The sequence below is a fragment of the Alteromonas sp. KUL150 genome (assembly GCF_009811475.1).
GTDB classification, from domain to species: Bacteria; Pseudomonadota; Gammaproteobacteria; order Enterobacterales; family Alteromonadaceae; genus Alteromonas; species Alteromonas gracilis.
In genome coordinates this window covers 16,192-28,678 of the sequence record NZ_BLIJ01000037.1, presented here as the reverse complement: position 1 = coordinate 28,678, position 12,487 = coordinate 16,192, and the positions used below count along the sequence as shown (strand labels likewise).

Below are 12,487 nucleotides of genomic sequence, written 5' to 3'. Positions count from 1 at the left end.
CCCGTAATCTATTATGCACTGTTAAAGTGTGTACGCGTTCTTGCTGTTTGGCCCATCGTTTGATGGGCCTTTTTTTGAATGGCGTTGTGCTTGGCTGTCAGCCCTCGAAAGACAGCTTGATACCTGCTAACAGTCGGCTTACGCTTTCAACAACGTCTGTTCTCACAAACCATTCAACATCATGTTTTTTCGAAAGAACACCACTGAATTCCAACGAACCTCCATGGCCTGTACCTAAAAAGTCTTCTATGAGTTCGGCACGCTCGCCGAAACGACTATCTATATAAGAGTAATATGCAAAATATTCGATAGGATAAGAAGTGTTAAGAACGCCTGTTGCAAGCTCACCACTTGTCCCAACTACAAACTTAGCAGCGCTTTCGTCAGTTCGCTGAACAAGTTCTACAAAAGCGGTATCTTCATCATTGATTCGAAAGCGATATTCAGCCCGTACAAACGTTCCATTGAGCATTTTTTCAAAACTTGCTTCATAACTGTGACGCTGCCCCATTTTTGCCGAGTACTCAATTTCAAAATAATCGTCTTCTTCGCCAATATTGAATGCTTCATTCGCCTGTGCATTTACTAATTGCCCCACCACTATTTCAATGGCCGTATCGTTTTTGAGCTGTCGGACGTGTCGAACCCCCGTTATCCAGCCATCTTTAGAAAGTCCTGTAGATGAAACCCTGCCTTTGTAGGTTGGAATAACGCCAACCTCAGTCTTACCGAAGTCATTTTTGTGTCTTACATATAAACGCCGTGGATAAAGGTAATCTGTGGTATCGCTACCGAATGTATTATGGCTAGAAGAAAAGTCCTCTCCGGTAACAATAAAGCTATGAACAGACAGAGATGGCGAGAGTGCGATAGAGGGATAGTAACGCAAACGGTATTGCTCTCTGCTAGGCCTGTTGGAGCGATCGTCATAGCGTATCTGTACATCAAGTTTATGTGAAAAAGATGGGGAAAACCCATTCGCATAAGCATTGGTTAACGCGCAAGACAAAAGCGGTGTGATAAGCAGTATAAAAAAACGCACTCGTAAACTCTTAAGCAGTGAATTTATCTACGTTTATACATTAAATCCTGTTAATTGGGTAACGAGTTGGTATTGATGAAAAATAAAAAAAGCCGGCAGGGATGCCGGCACAAGTGGAGTGGGACTCCAATTAAACACACAAAATTTCAAAACCTAGGGAGATGTCTTAAAACTTGTACCTAGTTTAAATTGGTGTGTTGAATAGTAAAATCGTTAAAAATTGATTGTGCTAATCGTAAAATTAGAAGACGCTGAATAGCGAATAGCGAATAGCGAATAGCGAATAGCGAATAGCGAATAGCGAAAAGAAAATTGGGCTACACAAAAAACACCGTGTAGCCCAAAGGGGGGATTAGGCTAGGCCTAGCTTCTTCTCAAGGTAGTGGATGTTGGTTCCACCTGCGAAGAAGTTTTCATCAGCCATAATGGCACGCTGAAGCGGGATATTCGTTTTAATTCCTTCAACTACAATCTCTTCAAGCGCGTGACGCATACGAGCGATCGCTTCGTCTCGGCTTTCGCCATAAGTGATAAGCTTACCGATCATAGAGTCGTAGTAAGGCGGTACGTGGTAGCCCGCGTAAATGTGCGACTCCCAGCGAATACCTAAGCCACCTGGCGCGTGGAACATGGTGATAGGACCAGGGCTTGGAATGAAGGTTTTTGGATCTTCTGCATTAATTCGGCATTCAATGGCGTGGCCACGAATTTGAATTTGCGACTGGTCGATAGACAGTGGCTGACCAGCAGCAATGCGAAGCTGTTCTTTAATGAGATCAACGCCAGTAATCATTTCAGATACAGGGTGCTCTACCTGAATACGAGTATTCATTTCAATGAAATAGAATTCGCCGTTTTCATACAAGAACTCGAACGTACCTGCGCCGCGGTAGCCAATTTCAACACAGGCTCTGCGGCAGCGATCGCCAATTTTGGTGCGCATTTGCTCAGAGATACCTGGTGCCGGAGCTTCTTCAACGACCTTCTGGTGACGACGCTGCATTGAACAGTCGCGCTCACCTAAGTGGATGGCGTTGCCTTGTCCATCGGCTAGTACCTGAATTTCAACGTGACGTGGGTTCTCAAGGAATTTTTCCATGTAAACCGTTGAGTTACCAAAGGCAGCGCCAGCTTCAGCCTGCGTTGTTTCAATGGCTTTAATCAATTCAGCTTCGCTGCGAACCACGCGCATACCACGACCACCGCCGCCGCCCGCAGCTTTAACGATGATAGGGTAGCCAATGCGCTTAGCAATGGCTTTGTTGCGCTCTACGTCATCCGTTAGCGGGCCGTCAGAGCCTGGCACACAGGGTACCCCGGCTTTTTTCATTGCATTAATAGCTGAAACTTTGTCACCCATTAGGTTAATAGTTTCGGGTTTAGGGCCAATGAAAATAAAGCCGCTTTTTTCTACCGCCTCAGCAAAGTCTGCGTTTTCCGCTAGGAAACCGTAACCTGGGTGAATAGCGATTGAATTTGTGACCTCGGCGGCAGCGATGATGCGCGGTATATTAAGGTAGCTTTCGGTTGCCGATGCTTTACCAATACAAATTGATTCATCAGCTAGCAACACGTGCTTCAAGTTTTTATCCGCAGTAGAGTGCACGGCTACGGTTTTGATGCCTAGTTCTTTACAGGCTCTCAAAATACGTAGGGCAATCTCGCCACGGTTAGCAATAAGTACTTTATCTAGCATAGTTAAGCACTCGCTTATTCAATGATGAACATTGGCTGGTCGAATTCGACAGGGTCTTGGTTTTCCACCAAGATTGCCTTAACCACACCTGCTTTATCTGCTTCAATTTGGTTCATCATCTTCATGGCTTCAACGATACAAAGCGTGTCGCCAACTTTTACTTGCTGACCCACTTCTGCAAAGGCTTTTGCAGTAGGAGAAGATGCACGGTAGAAAGTACCTACCATAGGAGACTTAACAACGTGACCTTCTGGCTGTGCAGGCTCCGCTGGCGCTTCTGATGCGGTGGTGGCTGCCGCTGCTGGAGCAGGAGCCATTTGCGGTGCTGCAGGCGCTGCAAAACTGTAGTTCATTGGCGCTTGAACACCTGTAGGTCCACGGTGGATGCGTACAGACTCTTCGCCTTCAGTGATCTCTAGCTCGGCAATGCCAGATTCTTCCACTAATTCGATGAGTTTTTTAATCTTTCTAATATCCATGTTCTGTCTCTGCGTTATTTTAACGATTTCGGTAAATTGATTGCTGCAGTTAGCGCGAGCGAATAACCCATGGCACCAAGGCCAACAATGACGCCAGCTGCAACATCAGAAAAATAAGAATGGTGACGAAACGGTTCGCGGGCATGAACGTTCGACAAATGCACTTCAATAAACGGAATACTGACACTCAACAATGCATCGCGAAGGGCGACGCTGGTGTGCGTGAAAGCAGCAGGATTAATAATAATGGCATCAACTGTACCCATAGCAGCGTGCACGCGTTCAATCAGTTCAAACTCTGCGTTCGACTGAAAATGCGTTAAGGTCACGTCGCTCGAGGCAGCCTGCGCCTGCAAATCATCAACGATGTCTTGCAAGGTTTGTGTGCCGTACTTTTCGGGTTCTCGTTGGCCTAACATATTTAAGTTAGGGCCGTTCAGTAACAAAATGTTCATCTAGTTTGCTGCTATCTTCGGGAAAAAATCACTGTTTTCGTCATTTCAACAAATTTTTGTGACAGTTGCACGAAAAAACGCCAATTTATTTTCTCATTTATTGTGTTAACTAATGATTATAGTGATAGATAAAGTTTTCGCAGCAAAATACTGGTCTAATCAGGTGTTTTCGCCGCAAAGTTTAAGTGGTAATTTTGGGCGTGAACCCGCAGCACGCTGTGTGATTCAATGGTATTGGTTACACGAGTTAGAGAGAGGTGCCGCCAAGAGAAAAGGGAACGCTAACGTATTTACCGTGAAACTTAGCCACATAAACAGCGAAGTGGAGGTGGGGTAAGGAAGAGAATCCCGTGTTGCCGGTATAGCCGATTAGTTGTCCCCGCTGCACGGTTTGCCCTCGTGTTACTGCCGCTCCTTTGTGCTTAAGATGATAGTATTCACCGGTTGTGCCGTCACTATGAAGAACAACAACATAATTAGCATATTTAGCAAGTTCGGGCGATGGCCCGCCTTTATCGCCATCGTCTTTGGTGTCTATGACCACACCCTCGCGCGCTGCTAGAACAGGAGTGCCCACAGGCGCGGCAAAGTCGAGCGCAAATCTCGATGCTCCAGAATGGGTAAAGGTACCATTGAAACCCTGAACAATACTGTATTTACTGGCAGGCTGCAGGGGAGAAAGGTAGGTATAAGTATCGTCATGCTTCGCATCTATTCGCCCCACCGTCCATTTAACGCGCATGGTTTCCCAAAATGTTTCAGGTTCTTCTATTACACCTAAAGGTATAGCGTTGTCTGTATTCAAAAACGCGTTGGCATGAAATAGTGGCTTTCGTGACTTTTCTTGAGACGGTATTTGTAACAGTTCATCGGAATACAGCGTGAGCGCTACGGGAAAAGAGACTTTTCGTTGAACAGAGACAAGATAAAGGGAAGTCGATGAAGGGGTGAGTTCGAAGCAAAACCGCTTATTATCAAAACAGCCTGTCGTTTTCGCTAAGACAGGCGAGGAAAGCAAACAACAAAAACTAACAATGATTACAATTAAGAGTAGCCATATGAGGCGACCCTTAACAAAATTGATAAGGGCCGTGCTTCCTGTAGGGAAATCCGATGATTTAGTCAGGGCTAATATTCCCACGGCTACTGTCATCGAGTGTTTGGTTTAGCCATTCATCAGCATGACTAGCAAAGGCTTTTGCTTTCATAAACCCGGTTACGCGAGCTTTTTCTATTTCATTACCATTTTTATCAAAGAATAAAATAGTAGGGAGACCAAGGACGTTGAAGGTATCGAAAATCTCCTGGCGTTCTGGTGTGTTATCGGTAAGGTCCATTTGCATCCACACCGTGTTGCTAAGCGCTGTAACCACTTTCTGGTCAGGGAAGGTGTATTTTTCGAATTCCTTACAGGCCACACACCAGTCTGCGTAAAGGTCAACCATTACGGTTTTTCCATTGGCGTTGGCGGCATCTATTTTATTGCGTAAATCCGCTAAATCTCTTGCAATAACAAAGTCTGGGTGACCCACATGTTTACCGTCGGTACTTTCGCCCCACAACCCAGTGTTAAGCCCCGCTTGATAGGTAAGACCTGCGCTGCCCATGATACCTACTGCAACCAACACAGCGCGCAGTAGCTTCATCAACGAATTTTTACTAGCGCGATTAAGTGCCCAGTAATAACCAAATAGACCAAAGCCTAACAAGCCCCAAAGAAAGCCAGTGGCAGGGCTGTTGTAGAGACGCTCAATAAACACAATAGCCACCGCAAGCATCATAAAGCCGAAGGTTACTTTGACCACATTCATCCAGTTACCAGCTTTTGGAAGCAGTTTTCCGCCAGTCATACCAAAGAGAATGAGCGGAACGCCCATGCCTATACTTAACAGATAAAGGGAAATAAAGCCGAGCGTCATATCACCCGTTTGGGCAATAAATAATAAAATACCGGTGAGCGGTGCAGTAGTGCAGGGCGATGCAATAAGGCCAGACAATACGCCCATAACAAACACACCTGCGAAACTGCCGGGTGTTTGGTTGTTACTCATGTGAGTTAGCTTTTCTTGATACTTTGCGGGAAGCTGAATTTCAAAACCACCAAATAGGGCAACGGCAAGCGCCACAAACAGTACAATGAACACGCCCAGCACCACAGGATGTTGCAACGCAGCCTGAAACTGGGCACCTGCCACAGCAACCACCAAACCAAGCAATGAGTACGTGATCGCCATACCCTGAACGTAAACAAAGGTTAACCAGAACGAATGCGATGCGGTTTTAGGTTTGCCCCGACCAATAACGATACCCGAGACGATGGGGTACATAGGAAACACACAAGGGGTAAAAGCCAGTCCTACACCCAGAGCGAAAAATAAAGCAAGCGTAAGGGCAATATTATCTTTATCGATAAGCTGTTGGGCTAGGTCAAACTGTTCGCTTTGCGAAGAGGTTGAGGTGTTATTTGATCCCGACGCCGCATCTGTACTAGCCAGCGCGCTGCGTCCTACTTCATTTAGGTATACAACTTTAACCGTAGGGGGGTAACAAAGCCCGGCGTCAGCGCAGCCCTGATACCGAACTTTAACTACGCCGTTACTGCCCGCCGATTCGATAGGCAAAGTAATAGATACGCCGTCGTAAAATACTTCAGACTCGCCAAAAAACTCATCTTCAATCATTACCCCGCTTGGGAATGCGGGTTCGCCAATTTCAGCTTCTTTAGCCACGAACTTGAATTGCTTTCGGTACAGATAATAGTCGTCTGCAATATCGAAGGTGAGCCTTAACGTGTTCTCTTTTTGATTAAAGTCGAAAGCAAACGCTTGTTCTACATCTAAAAATTGTGGTTCGTCTGCAAAGGGATCATCGAATGCACTGGGTACCTGCGCAAAAGAAACTGCACTAAACATCGACATTAAACAAAGCACTAAAATGACATGTGCTGTAAACCGGCGGTACAGTGGCGCTACTGGCAGATTTGTGGACATGAGAAACGTAGTCATAAGGTCAAATTTCATTATTATCTATTTTTCTTTTTGATTATTTTTGTTCAGTTAACGTTGCAGAGTAGCTTGTAACCAATGCCCGTAAGCGCTGCTTGCTTCGGCATTAAGTTCTAACCACTCAGGAACATCGTACGGATGAAGTTCGCTTACCCTATCAAATGCCTGAAGAACATTTTGTGTGTTGGTTTTGATGAGAAGCTGGCATTCCCTGTCGCTTTCTATCTTTCCCTGCCATTCATACACTGACTCGATCCCCTTAATAATATTTACGCAGGCGGCGAGTTTTTCTTCAACAAGTGCGCGAGCAATTAACTGTGCCGTCGAATCATCTGGCGCAGTGCACAATACAAGCTTAATTGTCATGGCATCTTCTACCTATATGCATGTTTTACGTGGTCGTTATGGCGTAGCTAAACAGACCTAAATAGGGCCATCATTCTTTCACAAACAAAGTATATCACGGTCGCAATCGGTCGCTTTAAGTGACTATTTAAGCGAAATGATGGGCACCTTTTCTTGTTATTACGTACAAAGTCACTATAACGGGTTATGAATACATGAAAGAGGAAAAGTTTTGCGGGTTTTATTTTTATTGTTTGCCCTATTACCTATTTTAGAGATTGCGCTGCTAATTAATGTGGGAAGCGTGATTGGCGGTTGGAATACCGTAGGCTTGGTTATTTTGTCAGCATTTATCGGTGCGTACTTTGTTAAACGCGAAGGTGTAAGTACGTTGCAGACTGCACAAGAAAAAATGCAGCGAAACGAAGTGCCTGGAAAGGAACTCGTTGAAGGTCTTATGCTTGTTGTCGCCGGTATTTTATTAGTCACGCCGGGATTTATCACGGATATTTTTGGTTTCTTGTTAGCCATGCCGGGCTCCCGTCATTTCTTTGCGGCACAAGTTAGCAAGCACATGAAAATGCGCGTCGTTACGCCAAGCATGGGGCCTGGTTTTGGGCAAGGCCAATCACCTTTCGGGCAGAGTCCGTTTGGCGAGAGACCCGGACAACGTCAAAGCGGTGACGATATCATCGAAGGCGAATACACCGATCACACCACTAACGACCCTGATAAACGATTGAAATAGGCTTTTCTTACTGCCAACGTGTTTGATTTATTTCACTTGTACGCCGTTTAGCACAATAAACGGCGTTTATATTTTGCCTTCCAAGTAAAATCTTCTTAGAAAAATAAATATTTAGCGAAAAAACCAATTTTTTTACATTTTTTTGCTTAAAAACCCTTGAAGTTATCTGGGTACTACCCCATCTATCCGTGCAGAAACGATTTTAACTGCTCAGCAATGAGCAACCCAAGCACACAACATTCAGACAGTCTGGGTGTTGGTAACTACATAACTTTGAATAGTGGAATTTTCAGGAGACTTGAAAATGGCAATTCGTCCTTTACACGACCGCGTAATCCTTAAGCGCGCAGAGCAAGAAAGCAAATCTGCAGGCGGTATCGTTCTGACTGGTTCTGCAGCAGAAAAATCTACACGTGGTGAAGTAATCGCAGTAGGTAACGGTCGCATCCTTGAGAACGGTGAAGTAAAAGCGCTAGACGTTAAAGTTGGCGACACCGTTATTTTCAACGACGGTTACGGCGTAAAAACAGAAAAGCTGGATGGTGAAGAAGTACTTATCCTAAGCGAAAGCGACATTCTAGCGATTGTTGAGTAATTACAACTAACGTTAAAACGAATTTTAGAGGAATTTAATCATGGCAGCTAAAGAAGTACGTTTTGGTGATGACGCTCGCAGTAAAATGCTTAAAGGCGTAAACATTCTAGCGAACGCAGTAAAAGTAACACTTGGTCCTAAAGGCCGTAACGTTGTTCTAGACAAGTCATTTGGTGCTCCAACTATCACTAAAGATGGTGTATCTGTAGCGAAAGAAATCGAACTTGAAGACAAGTTCGAGAATATGGGCGCGCAGATGGTTAAAGAAGTAGCGTCTAAAGCGAACGACGAAGCGGGTGACGGTACTACTACTGCAACTGTACTAGCGCAAGCAATCGTAACTGAAGGCCTTAAGAGCGTTGCAGCGGGTATGAACCCAATGGACCTTAAGCGCGGTATCGACAAAGCAGTTATTGCCGCAGTTGAAGAGCTAAAAGCCCTTTCTACTGACTGTGCAGACAGCAAGTCTATCGCTCAAGTAGGTACTATCTCTGCAAACTCTGATTCAGAAGTGGGCGACATCATTGCACAAGCAATGGAAAAAGTAGGTAAAGAAGGTGTTATCACTGTAGAAGAAGGTCAGGCACTTCAAAACGAACTAGACGTTGTTGAAGGTATGCAGTTCGACCGCGGTTACCTGTCTCCATACTTCATCAACAATCAAGAAAACGGTACTGTTGAACTAGACAACCCGTTCATCCTATTGGTTGACAAGAAGATTTCTAACATCCGCGAACTACTTCCTACCCTTGAAGGCGTAGCGAAAGCTGGTAAGCCGCTAATGATCATCGCTGAAGATGTTGAAGGCGAAGCGCTAGCTACACTAGTAGTAAACAACATGCGCGGTATTGTTAAAGTTGCAGCGGTTAAAGCACCTGGTTTTGGTGACCGTCGTAAAGCAATGCTTCAAGACATCGCTATCCTAACTGGCGGTACAGTAATCTCTGAAGAGATTGGTCTAGACCTTGAAAAAGTTCAGCTTGAAGACCTAGGTACTGCTAAGCGCGTAGTTATCAACAAAGACAACACAACTGTTGTTGACGGTAACGGCGACCAAGAAGCGATTGAAGGCCGTTGTGCTCAAATCAAGGGTCAAATTGAAGAGTCTTCGTCTGACTACGACAAAGAAAAGCTTCAAGAGCGTCTAGCTAAGCTTTCAGGCGGTGTTGCAGTAATTAAAGTTGGTGCAGCAACTGAAGTTGAAATGAAAGAGAAGAAAGACCGCGTAGAAGATGCACTACACGCAACGCGCGCAGCGGTTGAAGAAGGTGTGGTACCTGGTGGTGGTGTGGCACTAGTTCGCGCAGCAGCTAAACTTGCTGACCTAACTGGTGACAACGAAGACCAAACAGTAGGTATCAAGCTTGCACTACGTGCAATGGAAGCGCCTCTACGTCAAATCTCTATCAACTCAGGTGCAGAAGCATCTGTAGTAGTTAACGAAGTGAAGAACGGCGAAGGTAACTACGGTTACAACGCAGGTAACGATACTTACGGCGACATGCTAGAGATGGGTATCCTTGACCCAACTAAAGTAACGCGCTCTGCACTACAGTTCGCATCATCGATTGCTTCACTAATGATCACGACTGAAGCAATGGTAGCTGAACTACCTAAAGATGACGCTCCAGGAATGCCTGACATGGGCGGAATGGGCGGCATGGGCGGCATGATGTAATCATCCCCCAAGCTTAACGCTTAAAAAGGCGCTACTTCACGAGGTCACTTCACTTCAGAGTTAGCGCCTTTTTTGTATCTACTGCTTCTCGGTTAACTTTGCCCCTAACCACCTAATTTCTAGCGAAAATGTATCAGGTACCGCACTGGTGTGATCGCTATCTGAAATTACGTCTAGTTGTCCTAAACTTTATGAGATTCTTGATGACATAAATACAAATATTTATGTCTAGTGGTACTTAAACATCAAAACTTTCTCGAGCAGTTTGTTCTTGGCTCGCCCTTTCGTTCATAGAATCATCTGTTACTGAATTGCTTGAATCAAAAAAGCTATCCCAAGTATTTTCTATAGGGCTTAATACTCTATCCTTACCTACAACTCGAACATTAACTGCTTTAACAGATTCTTCAAATCGTGCTTCTGCTGGCATCCTAACTGCTTGAGAGCGGTGCTCATAAAAATTTTAGCTGTCTTCATTTTTACACCCCTTAGTTGGTATATAGCAAAGGCATATGCCATAAAGTGTTGCACGTGCTCTAGCGTATTGGGAGCATCCCGATAGCCAACTAAAAAAAGCCTTGTGTGTTTCATCTTATTTATCGGAAGCTTAACGCATCATAAACTTTCCTGCGTTCTATGTTTTGCTTAGTTTTTATAAACGAAAAATTTACAATACTTTCTTTCAAGAAGAAGCAAGTTTCACGTTAAATGATCATGAAATGACTAAAAACAAAGGGTACAGCGTAAGTAAAGCAGACTGCATAATTTGGAAGAGTAATCCTCACATGTTAAATAAATGGAAAATTTTTCATTTAAATGCAAAGAGAATAGTTTGAGAGTAATCAACGAGTGACTTGTGCTCGATAAAAATTGCCTTTAACCTGCCACGCCTGCTTCATCTTTGAAGTAGGAAACTAGTGCATTTTTTATAAGGCATACTACCTACTATGGCACCACGTTCTTTCGCTTTTTTAAGCGAATTGAATTCATTAATTAGACCCGCAGTAAACTACACCAATGGTGTAGGCGCTATGCTGTGGTTGGCTAATATGGTGCTGTTGCTGAATGTTGCGCTAGTTATTAGTGGCACCATGGCCGATGCTACAGAGTTTGTTAGTGCATTTAATGAAAGCTTGGTTTTTGAGCCTTTCGTTATTGCACTTGCTAATCACACGCTTTCACAATTTATCGTTCCCACTATCGCGTTGGTATTAGTCGGTTTATTGGTTAAAGCCACGGCTATAGCAAAGGCGCAAATAACAAAACAGCGCCAGCCTATCCCTTACCTTTGCCCTACATTTCCTCAACCTTTTGTTCAAACGGTTGGCAGCCGAGCGCCCCCGCTTTTTAGTTAAACGTCTCCAATTTGTTAGACACCATGAGTGCTGCGCTTTAAGCGTGATAACGCCACTTTTGGTGGTTTTTTCGATGCTGTAAACCCGTAGTTCCGTTAGGAACTGCTCAGTCATCGCCGTTTAACTTGTAGGTTATAGGAACTTGTTTTGTCTATTCGTAACCTTTTTACTTTGATTGTTGCTGGTGCTGGGCTTACGTTAGCCGGTTGCAGCGGTGGCGTGCTTGACCCCAAAGGGCAAGTGGGCATGGATGAAAAGAATCTTATTATTCTTTGTACCATCCTAATGCTGATTGTTGTTGTTCCCGTAATTGTTCTAACGCTTTACTTCGCATGGAAGTATCGTGCTAGTCGCGACTTTGAAATTTACACCCCGAAGTGGGCGCACTCTACAAAGATAGAAGCCGTTGTATGGTCAATTCCTATCTTAATTGTCATTTCGTTAAGCGTGATCACATGGCGTTCTACTCACGCACTCGACCCTTATTCACCACTAGAAGGCAAAGGAGAACACCTTACTGTTGAAGTGGTATCGCTCAACTGGAAGTGGCTGTTTATTTACCCTGAGCAAGGCATTGCTACCGTCAATGAATTAGTGTTTCCGGCTAATAAGCCTGTGGCATTTAAAATCACTTCCGAAAGCACTATGAATTCGTTTTTCATTCCTCAGTTGGGAAGCCAGATTTATTCTATGGCGGGAATGGAAACTAAGCTTCACCTTATTGCCAACGAGCCAGGTACCTACAAGGGTATTTCGTCAAACTACAGTGGCGCAGGCTTTACGGGAATGAAATTCAACGCTATCGCCACACCTACCGAGGGCGACTTTAACGATTGGGTTGCAAGCGTAAAACAAGCCCAAACACCGTTAACTTCCGCTTCTTATGAGCAGCTTGCCAAGCCAAGTGAAAACAACCCGGTAACTTACTACAGCGAAGTGAGTGAAGGTCTCTTTCACGACATCGTGATGAAGTACATGAAAGATCACGGCTCTATGGATTTCTACAGCAAGCCAGAAAATGCCGCAACTGGCGAGCATCACACAATACCTCAAATGCAACACCGTCATCATCAAGAGGATGCACAATAA

General features: G+C 44.6%; 13 protein-coding genes. 5 read left to right on the top strand and 8 right to left on the bottom strand.

Features of this window, described 5'->3' with window-relative positions; genetic code table 11:
* Positions 1 to 97: 97 nt before the first annotated feature.
* The 7 genes from GVO62_RS08575 to cutA form a co-directional block, all read right to left on the bottom strand.
* A complete protein-coding gene (locus tag GVO62_RS08575; RefSeq protein WP_373996015.1) occupies positions 98 to 1,027 on the bottom strand; it encodes a hypothetical protein in 930 nt (309 codons plus the stop codon).
* A gap of 367 nt (positions 1,028 to 1,394) precedes the next feature.
* Entirely contained in the window at positions 1,395 to 2,738 is a 1,344-nt protein-coding gene (gene accC / locus GVO62_RS08570; RefSeq protein WP_105932537.1) for an acetyl-CoA carboxylase biotin carboxylase subunit, read from the bottom strand.
* A gap of 14 nt (positions 2,739 to 2,752) precedes the next feature.
* Positions 2,753 to 3,217 (bottom strand): acetyl-CoA carboxylase biotin carboxyl carrier protein, encoded by a 465-nt coding sequence (accB, locus tag GVO62_RS08565; RefSeq protein WP_014951276.1) that lies wholly within the window; start codon positions 3,215 to 3,217, stop codon positions 2,753 to 2,755.
* A gap of 14 nt (positions 3,218 to 3,231) precedes the next feature.
* Positions 3,232 to 3,672, bottom strand: a complete 441-nt coding sequence (aroQ, locus tag GVO62_RS08560) for a type II 3-dehydroquinate dehydratase (protein WP_159118591.1) — start codon at positions 3,670 to 3,672, stop codon at positions 3,232 to 3,234.
* Positions 3,673 to 3,919: 247 nt separating this feature from the next.
* A complete protein-coding gene (locus tag GVO62_RS08555; protein WP_159118590.1) occupies positions 3,920 to 4,825 on the bottom strand; it encodes a M23 family metallopeptidase in 906 nt (301 codons plus the stop codon).
* Positions 4,791 to 6,662: a protein-disulfide reductase DsbD gene (locus GVO62_RS08550; RefSeq protein WP_373996014.1), complete on the bottom strand. Its 1,872-nt coding sequence runs from the start codon at positions 6,660 to 6,662 to the stop codon at positions 4,791 to 4,793. The genes GVO62_RS08555 and GVO62_RS08550 overlap by 35 nt, the downstream gene beginning before the upstream one ends.
* Positions 6,663 to 6,728: 66 nt before the next feature.
* Positions 6,729 to 7,043, bottom strand: a complete 315-nt coding sequence (cutA, locus tag GVO62_RS08545) for a divalent-cation tolerance protein CutA (protein WP_159118588.1) — start codon at positions 7,041 to 7,043, stop codon at positions 6,729 to 6,731.
* A gap of 211 nt (positions 7,044 to 7,254) precedes the next feature.
* On the opposite strand from cutA, the gene GVO62_RS08540 reads away from it, so the two are divergent.
* From GVO62_RS08540 to groL, 3 genes are all read left to right on the top strand, one after another.
* Positions 7,255 to 7,770 carry an FxsA family protein gene (locus GVO62_RS08540; protein ID WP_159118587.1) on the top strand — a complete coding sequence of 172 codons (516 nt, stop codon included), beginning with the start codon at positions 7,255 to 7,257 and terminating at the stop codon, positions 7,768 to 7,770.
* A gap of 304 nt (positions 7,771 to 8,074) precedes the next feature.
* Positions 8,075 to 8,365, top strand: coding sequence for a co-chaperone GroES (locus GVO62_RS08535; RefSeq protein ID WP_012520088.1), 291 nt, complete (start codon positions 8,075 to 8,077; stop codon positions 8,363 to 8,365).
* 40 nt (positions 8,366 to 8,405) lie between these two features.
* Positions 8,406 to 10,043, top strand: a complete 1,638-nt coding sequence (groL, locus tag GVO62_RS08530; protein WP_159118586.1) for a chaperonin GroEL — start codon at positions 8,406 to 8,408, stop codon at positions 10,041 to 10,043.
* A gap of 238 nt (positions 10,044 to 10,281) precedes the next feature.
* Here the strand turns inward: groL and vapB are convergent, their stop codons facing one another.
* Positions 10,282 to 10,473 carry a type II toxin-antitoxin system VapB family antitoxin gene (gene vapB, locus GVO62_RS08525; protein WP_159118585.1) on the bottom strand — a complete coding sequence of 64 codons (192 nt, stop codon included), beginning with the start codon at positions 10,471 to 10,473 and terminating at the stop codon, positions 10,282 to 10,284.
* A 517-nt stretch (positions 10,474 to 10,990) separates the two neighbouring features.
* On the opposite strand from vapB, the gene GVO62_RS08520 reads away from it, so the two are divergent.
* Positions 10,991 to 11,398, top strand: coding sequence for a hypothetical protein (locus GVO62_RS08520; RefSeq protein WP_159118584.1), 408 nt, complete (start codon positions 10,991 to 10,993; stop codon positions 11,396 to 11,398).
* A gap of 147 nt (positions 11,399 to 11,545) precedes the next feature.
* Complete coding sequence (gene cyoA, locus GVO62_RS08515; protein WP_159118583.1) at positions 11,546 to 12,487, top strand: ubiquinol oxidase subunit II; 942 nt, start codon at positions 11,546 to 11,548, stop codon at positions 12,485 to 12,487.